Genomic DNA, 16,832 nt, shown 5'->3' with positions numbered 1-16,832 from the left:
TTTTTAAAACCTCCGAGGATCAAAAGGCGCAATTGATATTTCGCTGCTATTTTTTTCAATAATATCATTAATAAGGCGTGCCGTGGCAGCAGATTGTGTAAGCCCCAAATGTCCGTGTCCAAAAGCATATAGAATATAAGGACTTGCCTTAGCGGTGCCAATCACCGGTAAGCCATCGGGAATAGATGGTCTGTGCCCCATCCATTGTTTGCCACCATCAATTTTAAGATCAGGAAAAAAGGTCTTAGCTTTCGTCAACATGGCGTCACATCGTTTAAAGTTGGCAGGCAATTTTAACCCGCCCATTTCAACTGCACCTCCAACGCGAATGCCGGTAGCAAGCGGTACAATAACAAAACCATGACCGCCAAATGTTACCTGTTGGCGTAAATCGAGTGCCTTAGTAGGTAATGTGGTGTTATAACCGCGCTCGGTATCTAGAGGGATAGCGTCACCCAATTTTTGTGCAAAATGCTTAGACCAGGCACCTGAGGCAATAATAGTAAAGTTAGGGGTTAATTTTTCACCTTTATCAGTGATAATTTTCGCACCATTTTCTAAAGGTGTTATTTCTAAAATAGTCGCCTTTATAAATTTTGCGCCAAGATTTTGCGCATATTGCCAAAGAGCTTTACCAAATAATTTAGGATCCGTAACATTGCGCCATGCTTCAACAAAACTACCTGCAACAAAACGCGGTGAAAGACCTGGCTGCAATTGCGCCATTTCATCAGCTTTCATATGGCGCACTTCAATGCCATATTTTTCACGTTGTTTCCAGCTTGGCAGCGCTGATTGCAATTCGTTTTCACTTTCATAAACTTCTAAATTGCCCATTGTGCCAAGGTAGTTTTCAAGCGAAGCCCGTTTTATAAGCGCAAGCATTTCCTTTTCGGCAAGTCCCATCATTGCAACTTGTGCTTCAATGGTATGAACTTGTTTTGATTTACTGCTAGCACGCCAAAATTGGTAAAGCCAAGGAATGAGGCTTGGTAAATAGCTTGGCCGAATAGTAAAAGGTCCAAGCGGATCTAACAGCCACTTGGGTAATTTACGCATAATACCTTTTGATGCAATTGGTAACACATCTGTAAATGCAAATGCACCAGCATTACCAGAGCTTGTCTCCTCGGTAATGCCAGTGCGATCAATAAGGGTCACTTTATGCCCTTTTTCGCTAAGTAAAGCGGCACTCGCAATACCGATAATGCCTCCTCCAATGATGACAATATCTTTGGGTGTGTTATCCATCATGCCTCCTCCCACAGATTTGATCGTGAATAACCAAGCATCAGCATGTAAATATGATAAATATATTCCTATGCTTTAAAATGAAGCCCTATTTTTTTAGTAGGGCTTTTATCAAAATTGTATTTACGGCTTATATTTTGTTACGGCGCCAGCTAATTTTGACCACTCAGCATACCAAGTATTGAATAGGTTGAATTGTGTTTCAACAAATCCACGTTGACTTGCTGTTAATTCATCACTTTCATTAAAGTGTAGGCTGTATTCTTTATCACCCTTTAAAACCATCATATATTTGAAATAAAGAACAAGATCCGGGCCTGCATCAAACGATGAAAGGATCGCTAAAGCATGTTCCAATTCATAGGCGCGGTTCCGCGCATCTACATCGCCCTTGGCCGCGGCCATAGAAAGATTGCAAAGATGGATGATTTCTTTAGGCAGCACATTGCCAATGCCTGTGATTGCACCCGTTGCACCACAATTAACAAAGCCATGAACAACAGTGGTATCTACGCCGATCATAAAGGTTACTTCATCATCTTGGCTAGTAATGTTTTCAGCCGCGTAAAGCATGTCATCAGCGCCACCAAACTCTTTAAAACCAACGAGATTTTTATGATCTTGCCGTAAAGCAAAAAACAAATCGGCACGAGTTGCAAAACCATAATAAGGGCTATTATAAATGACAGCTGGTAGATCAGGAGCCGCAGACAAAATGGCCTTAAAATGGTGTTTTTGCGCGCTGACAACGCTACCACGCGATAGAACACGCGGAATAACCATAAGACCTTTTGCGCCAACCTTTTGGGCGTGGGCTGCGTGAGCTACTGCAGTTGCAGTGTTTACCGCGCCAGTGCCAACAATAACTGGGATACCAGCATTTGCGAGACGCTCCACACCTTCCATACGTTGCGCATCAGTCAAAAGTGGCCAATCTCCCATTGAACCACAATAGACAACCGCCGACATGCCACTTTCTATAAGTTGATGCCCCTTTTTTACCAGAGCATCAAAGTCGGGGCTACGATCACTTTTACAAGGGGTCATCAAAGCAGGAATTACACCAGAAAATATTGAAGCGCTCATATTCGTCTCCTCATTGCGAATAGCATATATTTAATATTTTTGACCTGCTATTGGAAATAAACATAAAAAAGATTGAAAAACCAAACTACAGGCATTGATATATCAGATAGATATCAGTAAGATATTTTTATGTCAAGTCGATTTTTAGGCGGAAAAATGGAAGAAATTAAAATTACTGGGATGTCCGATAGTCAGGCTGATTTGGCCTATAAAAGCCTTGAACGGATGATCGTTACATTGGTGCTTGAGCCCGGCATGGTGGTTAATGAGCGTTCCCTTATTGAAGCAACAGGTATGGGGCGCACACCAGTGCGTGAAGCCATTCAAAGATTAGCATGGGAAGGCTTTTTTGAAATTCGCCCGCGCTCAGGCATTGCGGTAACTGCGTTAGAGCCGCAAGATTTTGCGCGTGTAATTGACGCCCGAGAAGGACTTGAAGTGTTACTGGCGCGCGATGCTGCACGCTATGCTGGAGCACCTGATTTTGAGCGGATGAAATTGGCTTCTAAGCAGTTAAAAGAATCAGTTGAAATCAACGACGCTTTTTTGTTTCTAGATGCCGATAAGATCTTTGATGAAAATCTTGGCAGATCTGCCGGCAATGTTTTTGCAGCACGTGTTGTAGCGCCATTACAAACCCATTCAAGGCGGTTTTGGTATCGATTGCATCGCGGTCAAGATGCTATTCGTAGATCAGCAGCAGCGCATATTGAGTTAATTGACAGCATTATGTCAGGGGATTCTGATGTAGCTGGCAATAAAGCGCGTGAATTAATGCATCACTTGCGTGAGATGATGGCTTAAACATCTTAGGTAAAGATTTTGTCGTAAATATCATGTTAGGCGATATTTACGACAATGCTCGTTTAATCAACTAAATAGGAAAGTAATTCGTCATAGCGGTTTTTGGGAATAGTAATTCCTTCACGCAATGCTTTTTGGCGTTGCTGATAGCGTTTGTCACCGGGTAGTCTTACATCGCTACCACTATCACGTATAAGATCGAGCAAACCTTTAACCCGCGTTGCAAAATCAAAATTATTACCGCGCTTTGGATCAATAACAATGAAGAGTTGTCCTGTTTTTGGGGTTTCGGCCCCCTCATAGCCTTTAAAATCAACTTCGGTTGAAAATGCGCCGCCAGTAAGAGCGCCCGCTAGTATTTCTACCATGAGAATAATTGCCGCCCCTTTGTGCCCACCAAAGGGCAGCAAAGCTCCCCCATCAAGTATAGCCTTTGGGTCATTGGTTGCATCGCCATTACGATCAATTCCAGAATTATCAGCAAGCAAATGACCTTTGCTTGCTGCAATGCGTGTATCACCATTGGAAAGTGCACTTGTTGCAAAGTCAAATACTAAAGGGTTGTCATCAGCAACTGGTGAAGCAAAAGCAAAAGGATTAGTGCCATAAATTGTCTTACGCCCACCAGGGTGAACAACTACAGGCAGTCCAGCAACAAAACTCAATGCAACAAGACCTTCTCGCGCAAAGGGCTCAACATCAGGCCAAAGAGCACTTAAATGATGAGATAAGGCAATTGATAACACGCAAACACCAGTCTCTTTGACTTTTTGCAAAAGCAAGGGCTTAGCTGCAGCTAAAGACAGTTGAGCAAATCCATTATCAGCATTTACCCGAATAAAGGAAGCGCCGCAATCGTCGATAATCGGTTTTGCATCGCCGTTTACCCAACCGCATTTTAATGAAGATAAATAACCGGCAACCCTAAATAACCCGTGGCTATGGGTTCCATCCGCTTCACAGGTTACACAATTATTAGCAATGAGTTGAGCAGTATCTTTATGCACACCGGCTTTTATTAAAATTTTACAAACTAATGCACTTAGCTCGTTAAAAGACAATGTTACAACTTGGTTGGACATAATTGTTCCTAAATATATAGTTTAAATTATTGGTGCAATCGATAGATAAAATCCGCATATGGCTAAACGTATCATGCATGGCTCATAAGCAATTTAAAAACATGCTTGCTCTATCACGAGTAAAGTCGTTTGTTAAGATTATTTATCCATTTGGCCAAGTATCGGATATGCGATAGCCATTGGGAAATGGATCAGATGGATCCAACATCAGCTGAGAAACTCCAGTAATCCATGCCCGCCCTGAAATAACCGGAATAATTGCTTTTTTATCGGCAATATCGACCTTTTCAGCTAACTGGCAATGGAATTCAGTATTAATGATAGATGTGCCAATGAATTTTTCACCTATAGCCATTTCACCTTTTGCATATAAAAGTGCCATACGAGCTGAGCAAAATGTTCCAGTTGGCGAACGGTCTATTTTACCAGGGCGAATGACAACCGCACTTTTACCAGTAAGGATACCATTGATACGTTGGACAGGCTCAGTGATGGCGCAAAAGGAAATATGGTTCCAATCTTTTAATGGGTGCTTGAAGCCTATTTGTTCATTGGCAGCTTGTGTTATTTTAACACCAATTTTAGCTAATTGATCGGCCGATTCTGGTCGTATTTCCAAGCCGATATCACTTGCTTGTACGACAACAAAACTATCGCCGCCAAAGGCGGTATCAACTTTGATGGTACCTATTCCTTCTACTTCGATTTGCGCATCCAGCTTATCTACAAATGAGGGAACATTGGTCACATGTATCCGCTCAGCTTTACCATTTTTGCATTCCGCTTCAATCTCAATTAAGCCCATAGGGGGCTCCAAATATAGCTTGGTAACCGGCTCCTGCATGGGGATAATGCCACTATCCAAGAGAACAGTTGCAACACAAATAGAGTTGGAACCTGACATTGGCGGCGTATCTTCCGGCTCCATAATAATCCACCCCATTTGCGCTTTAGGATCAGTTGGAGGAACAAGTAAATTAACATGACGAAATACGCCGCCGCGCGGTTCATTCAGAACGAAACTGCGCAAATTTTGATCTTGAGCTATGAAGCGAGATTTCTCCCAAACTGTATCTCCAGGAGGAGGGAGGACACCTCCAACAATAACATCCCCCACTTCACCTTCAGCATGACATGTCACGACGTGAATAATCTTATTGCTACGCATAATTGCAATATCCTTTTATAATAGATAATTAGCAAAATGAAATTAACTTAGAAAGCTAATAGTCAATTGGTTTAAATGCACGTAAGTATACGGCGCTTTCACTATATATTGGGAGAACTACTCATCGAACTGATTGCAAAAATTCAATAGTTTCCTGCCGCTGAGGATTTTTTAAAACTTCATCCGGTGTTCCAATTTCATGAATTTTTCCTTGATGGAAAAAAGCAACGCGATCAGATACTTCACGCGCGAAGCTAATCTCATGGGTTACCAATATCATGGTCATGCCTTCTTTTGCCAAGGTGCGCATCGTATCTAATACTTCGCCGACTAATTGTGGATCAAGCGCTGAAGTGGCTTCATCAAACAACATATAATCTGGCGACATAGCAAGGGCTCGCGCAATTGCCATCCGTTGTTGCTGTCCACCAGATAATTGCGAGGGATATACATCAAGCTTCGAGCCTAGTCCAACATGCTCCAGTTGCTTTACGGCCATGTCACGCGCGTCTTTCTTGTTCATTTTTAAGACTTTTCGGGGCGCGAGCATAACATTTTCAATAACGCTCAGGTGGGGAAAAGCATTCCATTGTTGAAATACAATACCAATCTTTTGCCGAAGCTTATCAATATTTGTGCTTTTATCAAAAACACTTGTACCATCAATTTTTATAAATCCGCTATTAATACGCTCTAGTCCATTAATGCACATAAGCATTGTTGATTTACCAGAGCCAGATCCACCGATGACCGACATCACTTCGCCATTATTAACGTTAAGTGAAACCCCTTTTAAAACTTCTAAGTTACCGAAGGATTTTGAAACTTCATGAATTTCAATCATGCTGCACCCCATTTCTTTTCAAAGTGGGCGCCAATACGGGAAACAACCCAACTAATGATATAATAGAAAACACCTGCAATAAAAAATATCAGCAATGGTTCATTTAAGCGAACATTAACCTGTTGCGCAGTCCGTAATAATTCTACAATTCCAATCCAGAAGACAAGAGCTGTGTCTTTCATGACTGACAGTGTAAGGTTGAGCCAACCAGGAAACGAAATTCGCGTTGCGAGAGGTAAAACAATATAGATAATGTCTTGCCACCAACTAAGCCCTAAGGAGCGGCTCGCTCTACGTAAATTTGAAGGCACAGCCAAAACGCCACTACGCACAATTTCAGTACAATAAGATGCGGCGTAGAGTCCAAGTACGATACAAGCAATTGTAAATGCGCTCCAATTTAGCCCTATAACACTTTTGAACGAGTTAAAGACCACAAATTGAATAAGCAATGGTACACTACGAGTAATGTCCAAAAACCACGATAAAGGCGCAGATAAGGTGGGGGCACCAGCACGTAAGAACCCACAGAATACGCCAATTATGGTTCCAATAAGCATTGCAAGAGCAGTAAGTTCGATAGTCACCAAAGCGCCATTGGCCATATAGAGAATATCATTCCATGATAATTTACCAAAAAACATCAATTAACTCCCTTAATAGCGCAATATTTTATGAGCGCAGAGGCGTGCTGCGAGCAGCAGGATCTTGCTCAAAATATAATAGATAATGGCTGCTGCAAAAAAGATTTCAAAAGTGCGATAGGTTTGATCTGCAATACCTTTGGTTATCGCCATCAGATCTGAATCAAGACCAACAATTACGCCAAGAGATGTCATTAATAGCGTCCATATCATCTGGTTGGTGAGTGGGTAATAAATTACGCGCAACAATTGCGGAACAACAACCAATGTAAAGGCTTGATAAGCGCTCATGCCTAATGAGCGTGCCGCGCGGGTTTGGGTTTCTGGCACAGCTTGCATGCCGCCACGGAAATTTTCGGCCAAATAGCCCGCACTGTTAAAAGTAATACCAACGAGCAATGTAAGCCATGACCCCAAAAAAATACCATAAGCGCCAAGGCCGAAATAGATAAAATAAACTTGTAAAAGCGCTGGAGTATTACGCGCAATAGATATCCAACATGACGCGAAACTTGTAAGAAAAATATTATTGGAACGGCGGAACACCAGTAGTATCAAGGCGAGAATAATAGCTAAAATTACGCTAATTGCTGCAGTGTAAAGGCTAACCCATGCACCTTCTAACAATTTATCGAGATTTTGCCAAACAACCCTCCATTGAAATGTATAATTGAACATATTCACCTCTGAAGTTAATTATTACCCAACCAGTTGGGTAGTTTTTTTGAAATTTTTCCATAAATTGCCGCTTCTACACAATCTGCAAGACTGCCAAAACGCATTTTGCAACCAGTAAGACCTTCACCATAGTGAGCGTATTTTCCTGAATTTGTCATAATAGTTTGAACATTTTTACCAATCACAGGCTTTGTGATCATGCACCAACAGGTATCATTGACAAAATTTATGTTGAATGATCGAAGTACGCTATAAGATTCACTTTTTTTAAGGTTGGCAAAAACATCGCGGCCCATAGTCACCATAAAATCAACTAAAGGGTTCTTTCGTCTGCCCGCGACCAAACTTGCTAAGCATTGTGCTTCTTCAAATGAAAAATGTGGATTACCGAGTGCAATAAGATCAATCTCATCTGGACTGAAGCCATTTAATGATTGCCAATTTTTAACCAAATCAAATTTATTAAGATTTATGGTTTTGTTTATCATCTTTTTCCATTGAGGATTGTCTTTTGCTTCTGGCGTAATTCCCTCAATATGGAACATTGGTGCTCCTGAAGTGGTTGCAAATGCGGCACTTAAAGCTTTCAGATTATCACGTGTTGGTTGATATTGTTCCAAGCCGCATATGAGGGGGATTTGATGGCCTACGACATCACCAATAGTATAACCAAGGAGAGGGTAAAAAGCATCATCAATATTGTCTGTCTTTTCCACATTTATAAGTAAAGTTGGAATACGACCAATATCTAAATGGCAGCCAGCCTTAGGGGCTCTACCGGCTATCGCGATACATGCATCTAAGAAATCTGGATATTTTTGTGTGTGAGCACCTAGGACGCTATTGGCAAAAACCACGGCATTGGATTCTGCCCAACCTATATTATCTCCCAATTGAGGAGCCGTTGGAAGTAGATAAGGCGCACATGTATAGGTAGGTTTTGCACCCATATCGGTATAGGCGCTTGCAAGTGCGCTTGAGTTTTTGGCCTCTTTTTCATTGACACCTTGCATTTGCCAACGCTTCATATCAAGTGAGATGGAATTCATTGATGTTGGAACGGCGACTTTACCACCTGCATCGCGTAACATTTTAGCAAAACGATATCCGCCCTCACCAGTATAAATGCAACCATCAATATGTACTTGAGTTACATCAATTAATTCTTGTGCATTTTGCAACTCGGCCATTTTGCAAATAACCATCATTGCCATTGATTTTGCTTTTCCAAAATCGCCAGCAAGCATTTTTTGGTCTTGATTGCTTAAGCCTATTTGCATTTTAGAATTTTCTATTTGGGGAGCAATTAATGAGCGGTCAATTTCATGATGAGCGGCAAGAACAAAGTCATTCATGATTGCACTATGAGAAAAATTCTCTAACTGCTTAAAATCCTCAACTCCTATCACCGCAACGGGCATTGAAATATCAAAAAACATTTTAGCAATCATCACGCCTAGGATAAGAATTTCATCTCTCTGGGCTAAAATAAGACCACTTGGGGCTGTTCCTTTTAATAGAAGTTCAAGCATCACAGCACTACCTGTACAAGAACCACGCCCACCAGGTATTGCAAGAATTTTGCCTGTTAATACATGACCACTTAAAGGATGATGTCTATCAATCACTTCGCCAGTTTCAGGCGATACACCGCCCCAGAAACTTAGTGCCTCATTTGCAAAAATCAAATCACCAACGACATCGCCGCCCATATGATAATCTGTATTAAATTCTATTTTCCCATTATCTGGTTGCCTATTTTTAGGTCCCAAAATTCACTCCAATAAAAATTATCTTGCTTATCAGCTATATTTAATTAAGCAGCAAAAGCATTTATCACATAATTAGAACAAGATTAGGTAGAATATAATTTGCACTATCCCTCTAATTATTATTTGAAATCAGAGGGATAAGATTAGCTTGGAATTAAGGTAGCATTGAATGAGAGACGTATTAAATAAAGCTATCTTTTTTAGACATAATAATTATATATGACCAATTAAATGATTAGTCATATATACTGGCTTTATTGTTATTTAGTCATTTTTCATCAATGATATGTTAGCGATAGGTCTTTTCAACGATTAAAGATGGGGCATCGCCATTAAACCATTTTGTGTAAAGTTCTTGATAGCGGCCTGTACGAACTTGTTGATGGACAAAAAGATTTAGATAATTAATAAGACCATATTCTTGGCGTTTTGTTGCTATGCCATAATAATCAGGAACATAAGGCGCTACCCCCTTAATGACTAGGTTTGGGTAATTTCCTGTTTTAATAGCCTGCTGCGCCGTGCTTTCGGTTAATACACTTGCTTCAATGTGACCTTGAGCTACAGCAAGGATAGTATCGTTTTGCGACTGATAGGCACTGTAAGCGCCACCGCCCCATTTTTCGATATCGGCTTTCATCATACCTTCTTCAAAGGTGCTTGCAGTATTTCCAAGCTTACGGCCTTTAAGATCCTCATAAGTATTAATTCCAGTTTCCTCGCGCGTCAAAATAACCATGCGGTTGACCATATAAGGAACTGAAAAACCAACAACTTTCGCCCGTTCAAGAGTATCAGATGTTGAGGCAATAACTACATCAGCGCGGTCTGACATCAATGCAGGAACGCGATCTGGAAACGGTGTTTCAACGATTTCAACTTTTACACCGAGGGCTTTAGCCAAATCTCCGCAATAATCAACATCAAAGCCAATTGGTGTATTTTTATCATCACGTGACCCCATCGGAGGAAAGTCAAGCGTAACAGCACAGCGCAAGGTGCCTGAACTAATAATATCATCTAGCTTATCAGCTGAAGCCATTAATGCGGATGATACTAATAGCGATGCAGCTAAACCAGCAGTATATAGTTTGTGTTTCATTCGTTTACTCCCATTTCATTTGTAGTTTTTAAACAAACAACATCCAGAAAAACTGGTGCCATTTTGCTTTGAGACTGGAAAACGACTATCAACTATTTTAAAAAAACACCTTGTTTTATCGTCACCGCTCAGCTCCCCAGCTTGTAAGCATAGATAAAAAACACAAAGCCTTTTAAAAAAATAACCTATTGTATTAATGAATCAAATAGCCGTCTAAATTTTGGTGTTCTTCCATGTACAATTAACAATTTAAATGATTTTTTCTTTCTGATATATCTATAATATAGTAGTGATATCGTAAATCAAGAAAAAAATTAAAATTCTTTCGCTATTTTTCAAAACATTAAGGACTTAACTTTTACCTCCGGCATAAATAGACGTCGCAAAATATTTTAAGTTGCTTTTTAAATCTCATGTTTCTCTTGGATAAAATGGGATAAAAAATTCCTTTTGCGAAATTAAAAATTATCACAATTAATATGAATGGTATGAGCAAAATATGTTCAATATTTTTATTTCTTTTTATATATAACTTATTGAAACACCGATTAAAAAGACCAATACGGATATTTGTTGCAATGCACCAAGGCAATCGCCAGTAATTCCATCAATTTTATTCTGGCAAAGGCGCATAAATAAAAATGCAGCAAACATTGTCAGTAAGACCGCTATAATAAAGTGTATAAGACCAAAAAAAGGAACGATTAACAAAAATAGTAAAAATGCACTAATCAATAATCCATTACGTATCATTATTTGAGTTGGTGCACCGGCCGCAACAGCCACACCATTTGAACGGGCAAAAGGAGAATGATACCAAAGCCATATCATGGCAGCGCGGCTGATTGTTTCTGCACCAATCAACGCAATTATTGCACAGCTTACGCTAAATTGCGTTGAAAGATTATTTAATAAGGCTATCTTTAATAAAATAGACAAAATAAGCGACAAAGCGCCCAAAACCCCAATACGTGAATCTTTCATGATTTCAAGGCGCTGATCGCGGTTCTTGGGCGCAAAAAAACCATCAAAAGTATCGCTTAAGCCATCTTCATGAAGGGCCCCAGTTAAAAATATAATGGCAATAATGCTGATAATTGCTGCAACTAGATTTCCTAAGTTTAAAAATATCGCAATTAAAAAAAATGCAGCACCAAACAGGCCAATGAGAAAACCTGCAATTGGAAAGCTTGCAGCGTCATCACTTGGCAAATAAGAGCGATCATACCATCTTTTATTAATTGGCAAACGGGTCAGGAAGCCTAAACTTCGACATATTGATGCAATAATCGCCAACAAGATAGTAAGATCCTTTGAAAAATCAATTTGAACAGCGTATAAACCAACGCAAAGAGATTCACATTTATAACAATTAAAAGTCTAGCAGGATATTCTCGTGAGCAATATGGCAAGCCCCTTTGACGATTTTCGTGCGCTTTTGCACAATCTTCCAGAACAAAATCAAGAATCTATGGCGCAAGCGCGTCTGCGTCAGCAACAATTAACTAAGCCCGTAGGTTCGCTTGGCCGCTTGGAAGATATTGCCATTTGGCTTGCAGGTTGGCGTGGTCAAGACAAACCAGTGATTACCCGTCCATTGGTTGCTGTTTTTGCAGGCAATCACGGTGTAGTGGAAGAAAATGTAACACCATTTCCACAAAGTGTTACACGCCAAATGGTTGATAACTTCGCCGCTGGCGGTGCCGCTATTAATCAGATTTGCATCACTAATGATTTAGGTCTTAAGATTTATGATCTTGCCCTTGATTATCCAACTATGAATATTACCAAAGACGCTGCTATGGATGTACGCGGATGCGCTGCGACCATGGCCTTTGGTATGGAATCAATTGCTGGTGGCACTGATCTTTTGTGCATTGGCGAAATGGGTATTGGCAATACAACCGTTGCGGCTGCACTTTCTTGTGGTTTGTTTGGCGGAGATGTTGAGGAATGGGTAGGGCCGGGCACTGGCTCCACTGGAGATTATTTTACCCGTAAGGTTGAAGCTGTTCGTAAGGCAGTTGCGCGTAATGAAGGCCATCTGGAAGATCCATTCGAGGTATTGCGCCGATTAGGTGGGCGTGAATTTGCGGCAATTGTTGGTGCGATCCTTGCCGCGCGAATGGAAAAAATTCCTGTTATCCTAGATGGTTATGTCGTAACTGCGGCAGCGGCGATTCTTTATCGTTGCTTACCGGCTGCGCTTGATCATTGTTTGGTTGGTCAATTATCAAGCGAACCTGGGCATAAAAAACTATTAGAAATTATGGGTAAAAAACCGATTCTTGACCTTGGTATGCATTTGGGTGAGGGGACAGGTGCAGCTTTAGCGGCAGGTGTTGTTAAAGCAGCAACCCTTTGCCATAGCCAAATGGCAACATTTGATCAAGCTGGCATTGATAAGAAGGCTGCTCCACAATTTGACGCTTAAAAAATGATCGGCTTAGCAGGGTAATTGACAAAAGCACCTTGGTGATTATTCATCAAAGGTGCTTTTATTTTGGTTTTGTCACTTGGTAAATCAGCCCGCTTTAATGTGTCGCAGCTGAAGTCTAAAATTGGCTTCCACAAAAAAAATCGTGGTAAAGCAGGCATTTTAACGCTCTAAGCCCATCTTAATTTAGATTTTTAAAGTTTTACTGAGCTCGTGTCGTGGGCAAAATTTATATTCTTATGGGCTTAGTCTATTTTTTTATTGAAATCTTACGCACAACTGCAAATTTCTTTTTATCTACTATTGTAAGACGATGAAGACAAAAATCAATGGAAACCATTCCACAATTGCAAGAGACATCATCAAAAACCGATGACAATATTAATCCCTCGCAATGAAGACATTTATAATAAATGTCACGACCAATTGGTGCTTCTGGGCTATCTTTTACACCAATCTTTATAAATTGTAGATAATATTTTTGGCGCATATTGAATAAAATCCAACTTTTACTGAAAAATCATCTTAAATAAGTAAAATAAGCATTAAATCCAATTTTAATATAGAGGTTTGAAATGTGGAAGAATATAATTATATTATTATTGATTATATATATAGGTAGCGAAAATATTTTATCTAATGCATATTTTATACTAACTGATAAAGGTTATCATATACCTGAGCAATCATCAATTTTTAAATTTAAGCCAATTATCATGAATAATGGAAGCGGCGATTATTGGCTGTTGGGTGAAGATGATAATAACATCTATATAGTTACAGATTATGGAGAGAAATCCATTGCAAAGATGGATATTTATCACCAAATATCATCAGTTCTAAAACAATAATATAGCGATAATTTTATAACAGATTGCCATTTTTATTCTTAATGATTTTTCGTAAGATTGGTAGCAATTCATCACTAAACCAAGGATTTTTTTTAATCCAAGATGTATTGCGCCATGATGGATGTGGCAGTGGAAAAACGTGATAGCCCATTGGTTGCTTTATTCTTAAAATATCACGCCAGTTACTAACAGTTTCGGTAAGGTTTTTACCTAATCCCTGTTTAATATGCCATTTTTGGGCATATTGGCCGATGGCTAAAACCACTTTAATTTGTGGCATAAGGCTAAATAATTGCGCGTGCCATTGCTGTTGACATTCTTTACGCGGTGGAAGATCCGAACCTTTATTATCGTAGCCAGGGAAGCAAAATCCCATTGGTATAATGGCAAAATTATCTTTATTGTAAAAATATTGCGGTGACACATCAAGCCATTGCCGTAGGCGATTTCCAGATGCATCATTAAATGGAATGCCAGTTTCAAAAACTTTTAAACCAGGGGCTTGTCCTGCAACGGCAATCTGCGCTTTATCTGAACTTATGCAGATTGGTCGTGGCTCAATGGTTAGGGCAGGGAGATATTTAGGGCAATCAAGACAAATTCGGCAGCTTTTAATTTTTTTATCAAGCGCGGCCAATTGTTGTTTAATATTACCATCCGTGTTTATCCTAAGGCTATCCTGCATTGCCAATCTCGATATTTAATTTTTGCGTGGGTTTTCTTTGCGCCATTGGTTGGGGCGTTGCACTTGCCATACCCACATGCCAAGTTTGTTGTTTTTGGCAAAACGCTCTTCTTTGGGGTAACTTGAATAGCTGACTGCCCAACCATCTTCTACCATTTGGCGACTAATATCGATATTTTCAACCATGCACTGTCCTAAAATGCGTTTATATTTGTCTCGCTCTATCCATTTACAAGAAACTTTACGTCCATTAATCATTTTTATTAAATGTTGTTTTGATAATTCACCGCAGGCATATTTTTCTTGTCCTTTTGTGCAATATTGGGCAAGCTCAGGTGCATCTATTCCAAGCAATCTTATTCTTTCACCATTTATACGAATAGAATCACCATCACTAATATGCGCAAAACCTGAAATTACATTGGCATTAGCTGTTTCAGTTATGGAAGTGTCTTGTTCATTGTGAAAGTTTTTTAGCAGAGCCAAGCATATGATAATCAAAAAAATAATGATAAAGTCAGACGGCTTACGCCCACGCATCAAGGAGCGTAGATTGAATGATTTTTTTCTTGAATGTAACACTTTACTTTTCGCGCCTAAATGAAGCAATATTGCGATAAACTAGTTAATTGGAATCATAATTATTTTTGCATAAGATGGGCGCTTTTTTAACCGCTCGTACCATTCAGAAATTTTAGGAAATTGCTTAAGCCGTTTGATGTCGATTTCATAATAATAATAAATAAATGTACCAACAACAATGTCGGCAATACCAAAATTCTTACCCGATAGCCATAAGTTTAAACTAAGTTCATTTTCAATTATAGAAAGCTTTTTTTCAAAGCCATCTATAGCATTGGATAAAATGCCGGCGTCACGTTTTTCTGGTGCCAAACGCACGGAATTAAATAAAATGGCTTTAAATAATGGAAAGAGTTCTTCACTTGCCCAATCCATCCATTTTTCAACGGCACTACGCTGCTTAGGGTCTTCAATCCAAAAACTGTCGCGACCATATTGGGCAGCAATATAACGCACAATGGTGTTCGATTCCCATAAGGTGAAACCATTATCTTCAAGTACTGGAATCATAGCGTTGGGATTAAGTTTTAAAAATTGTGGGGTATCAAGGCCGCCAAATTTGCCGCCGACTTCGATATTTTCGTAATTTAACCCAAGTTCCTCGGCAATCCAAAGCACTTTTTTTACATTAATAGAATTATTACGACCCCAAATTTTTAGCATATTAATTCCCCTTTGTTTTTCTGCTTAAGGCCATATGATTTTCGATGAAATCTGAAATAGCACTTATATCATTAATATCGAAAACTGGTAGAGTTTCCTCACTTTGGTTCATATCGCTTGCCACCGCAACAATATGGGGGTCATTTAAACTAAGATTTTCACCGCGTTTTCCTCCTTCACGGCGAATTTCGAGCTTGTCATGGTTTTCTCGCTTATAGCCTTCAACCAATATAAGATCACAAGGAGAAAAATGCGATAAAATTGTCTCCATATCAGCCTCATCTTCATGCTTGTTTTCATGGATGAAAGCCCAGCGATTAGCTGAAACAACTGCAATTTCACCTGCTCCCGCATGGCGGTGGCGCCAAGAATCGGTGCCTTCAACATCAATATCAAAATCATGATGTGCATGTTTTATTGTCGCAATTTTATAACCGCGAGAGGTAAGTTCGCTAACAATACGTTCAGTCATTGTGGTTTTACCGTTGTTTTTCCAACCGGTTATCCCAAATATTTTATGTTTCATGTTAATTTACCTCACTTACAACCATAATGCCTTTGCAACCTCAAGGTCGTCTTTGGTGTTGACATTAAAAAACGGATTGAAGCCATTTTCATTGCCGTTACCAAACTCACAGTTTTTCGCGCGTACCTTTTGTGCAAATGAATAGATACTTCTTTTGCCCGCCTGTAAATGGCTTTTTAAGTCATCGATTAAATTGACAGGCCAAAGTCCAAAAGTCGGTTGGTGTTCTCCGTTAAAAGTCGACAAAATTGCTCTATCTAAATCGCCTTTATATAATGATTGCAACTGCATTAAATAATCATCTGGGAAAAAGGGTGTATCAACAGCAACAGTTATAATGGCGCGATAATCATGAATTTGGGCATAGGTCATTGTTGAATAGATACCAGATAGGGGCCCCATATTATTAAAATCGTTCTGGTCAGCAAGATAAGTTCTATCATTTTTTGCAAGCAGCAATGGATTATTAGCGCTGACCACCACTTCACCACCGATCAAACCAGTTTTTCTAATCGCTAAAAATTGCGACAACAAGCGATTAAATGTATGATCGAGTAATGTGGTATCACCAATAGTTATAAGGGCCTTGTCGCTACCCATCCGTTGTGAGCGACCACCAGAAAGTATGACCCCCAAAAGCTTTAAATTTTTACACAT

The 16,832-nt window shown here is 39.7% G+C and carries 18 protein-coding genes; 3 read left to right on the top strand and 15 right to left on the bottom strand.

All coding sequences use genetic code 11. The features are described 5' to 3' along the window. Positions 1 to 3: 3 nt before the first annotated feature. Positions 4 to 1,266 (bottom strand): NAD(P)/FAD-dependent oxidoreductase, encoded by a 1,263-nt coding sequence (locus tag N6A79_RS06730; RefSeq protein WP_326848761.1) that lies wholly within the window; start codon positions 1,264 to 1,266, stop codon positions 4 to 6. A gap of 108 nt (positions 1,267 to 1,374) precedes the next feature. Next, positions 1,375 to 2,337, bottom strand: a complete 963-nt coding sequence (locus N6A79_RS06725; RefSeq protein ID WP_268547462.1) for a dihydrodipicolinate synthase family protein — start codon at positions 2,335 to 2,337, stop codon at positions 1,375 to 1,377. A 156-nt stretch (positions 2,338 to 2,493) separates the two neighbouring features. Here N6A79_RS06725 and N6A79_RS06720 point away from each other — a divergent pair, with 156 nt between their 5' ends. Continuing rightward, a complete protein-coding gene (locus tag N6A79_RS06720; RefSeq protein ID WP_182419436.1) occupies positions 2,494 to 3,141 on the top strand; it encodes a GntR family transcriptional regulator in 648 nt (215 codons plus the stop codon). A gap of 62 nt (positions 3,142 to 3,203) precedes the next feature. Here N6A79_RS06720 and N6A79_RS06715 read toward each other — a convergent pair whose 3' ends face one another. The 8 genes from N6A79_RS06715 to cobS form a co-directional block, all read right to left on the bottom strand. After that, positions 3,204 to 4,223, bottom strand: a complete 1,020-nt coding sequence (locus tag N6A79_RS06715) for an Ldh family oxidoreductase (protein ID WP_268547461.1) — start codon at positions 4,221 to 4,223, stop codon at positions 3,204 to 3,206. Between the two features lie 142 nt (positions 4,224 to 4,365). Next, positions 4,366 to 5,391, bottom strand: coding sequence for a trans-3-hydroxy-L-proline dehydratase (locus N6A79_RS06710; RefSeq protein WP_268547460.1), 1,026 nt, complete (start codon positions 5,389 to 5,391; stop codon positions 4,366 to 4,368). A gap of 121 nt (positions 5,392 to 5,512) precedes the next feature. Beyond that, entirely contained in the window at positions 5,513 to 6,235 is a 723-nt protein-coding gene (locus tag N6A79_RS06705) for an amino acid ABC transporter ATP-binding protein (protein WP_182419433.1), read from the bottom strand. Further along, entirely contained in the window at positions 6,232 to 6,879 is a 648-nt protein-coding gene (locus N6A79_RS06700; RefSeq protein WP_268547459.1) for an amino acid ABC transporter permease, read from the bottom strand. The genes N6A79_RS06705 and N6A79_RS06700 overlap by 4 nt, the downstream gene beginning before the upstream one ends. A gap of 12 nt (positions 6,880 to 6,891) precedes the next feature. Then, positions 6,892 to 7,557: an amino acid ABC transporter permease gene (locus tag N6A79_RS06695; protein WP_182419431.1), complete on the bottom strand. Its 666-nt coding sequence runs from the start codon at positions 7,555 to 7,557 to the stop codon at positions 6,892 to 6,894. A gap of 14 nt (positions 7,558 to 7,571) precedes the next feature. Next, positions 7,572 to 9,329: a cis-3-hydroxy-L-proline dehydratase gene (gene lhpI, locus N6A79_RS06690; RefSeq protein WP_268547458.1), complete on the bottom strand. Its 1,758-nt coding sequence runs from the start codon at positions 9,327 to 9,329 to the stop codon at positions 7,572 to 7,574. A gap of 289 nt (positions 9,330 to 9,618) precedes the next feature. Then, on the bottom strand, positions 9,619 to 10,431 hold the full coding sequence (locus N6A79_RS06685; protein WP_182419430.1) for an ABC transporter substrate-binding protein: 813 nt from the start codon (positions 10,429 to 10,431) through the stop codon (positions 9,619 to 9,621). Between the two features lie 522 nt (positions 10,432 to 10,953). Then, positions 10,954 to 11,727: an adenosylcobinamide-GDP ribazoletransferase gene (gene cobS, locus N6A79_RS06680; RefSeq protein WP_268547557.1), complete on the bottom strand. Its 774-nt coding sequence runs from the start codon at positions 11,725 to 11,727 to the stop codon at positions 10,954 to 10,956. A gap of 100 nt (positions 11,728 to 11,827) precedes the next feature. Here cobS and cobT point away from each other — a divergent pair, with 100 nt between their 5' ends. Both cobT and N6A79_RS06670 read left to right on the top strand, forming a co-directional pair. After that, positions 11,828 to 12,865: a nicotinate-nucleotide--dimethylbenzimidazole phosphoribosyltransferase gene (gene cobT / locus N6A79_RS06675; RefSeq protein WP_442784259.1), complete on the top strand. Its 1,038-nt coding sequence runs from the start codon at positions 11,828 to 11,830 to the stop codon at positions 12,863 to 12,865. 578 nt (positions 12,866 to 13,443) lie between these two features. Beyond that, the gene (locus N6A79_RS06670; protein ID WP_268547457.1) at positions 13,444 to 13,719 is read left to right on the top strand and encodes a hypothetical protein; all 276 of its coding nucleotides are present in this window, start codon (positions 13,444 to 13,446) and stop codon (positions 13,717 to 13,719) included. Between the two features lie 13 nt (positions 13,720 to 13,732). On the opposite strand, the gene N6A79_RS06665 is transcribed toward N6A79_RS06670, so the two are convergent. From N6A79_RS06665 to mobA, 5 genes are read right to left on the bottom strand one after another with little or no spacing between them, the layout of a single operon-like run. Next, positions 13,733 to 14,404: a uracil-DNA glycosylase family protein gene (locus N6A79_RS06665; protein ID WP_182419427.1), complete on the bottom strand. Its 672-nt coding sequence runs from the start codon at positions 14,402 to 14,404 to the stop codon at positions 13,733 to 13,735. A 15-nt stretch (positions 14,405 to 14,419) separates the two neighbouring features. After that, on the bottom strand, positions 14,420 to 14,986 hold the full coding sequence (locus N6A79_RS06660; protein ID WP_268547456.1) for a thermonuclease family protein: 567 nt from the start codon (positions 14,984 to 14,986) through the stop codon (positions 14,420 to 14,422). Between the two features lie 39 nt (positions 14,987 to 15,025). Further along, positions 15,026 to 15,649: a glutathione S-transferase family protein gene (locus N6A79_RS06655; protein ID WP_268547455.1), complete on the bottom strand. Its 624-nt coding sequence runs from the start codon at positions 15,647 to 15,649 to the stop codon at positions 15,026 to 15,028. 1 nt (position 15,650) lies between these two features. Beyond that, positions 15,651 to 16,175 carry a molybdopterin-guanine dinucleotide biosynthesis protein B gene (mobB, locus tag N6A79_RS06650; RefSeq protein WP_268547454.1) on the bottom strand — a complete coding sequence of 175 codons (525 nt, stop codon included), beginning with the start codon at positions 16,173 to 16,175 and terminating at the stop codon, positions 15,651 to 15,653. A 15-nt stretch (positions 16,176 to 16,190) separates the two neighbouring features. Then, positions 16,191 to 16,832, bottom strand: coding sequence for a molybdenum cofactor guanylyltransferase (gene mobA / locus N6A79_RS06645; RefSeq protein WP_268547453.1), 642 nt, complete (start codon positions 16,830 to 16,832; stop codon positions 16,191 to 16,193).

This window comes from Bartonella sp. HY761 (assembly GCF_026743145.1).
Lineage (GTDB): Bacteria > Pseudomonadota > Alphaproteobacteria > Rhizobiales > Rhizobiaceae > HY038.
The sequence above is the reverse complement of the archived record's forward strand: the minus strand, read 5'-3'. Positions and strand labels throughout refer to the sequence as shown.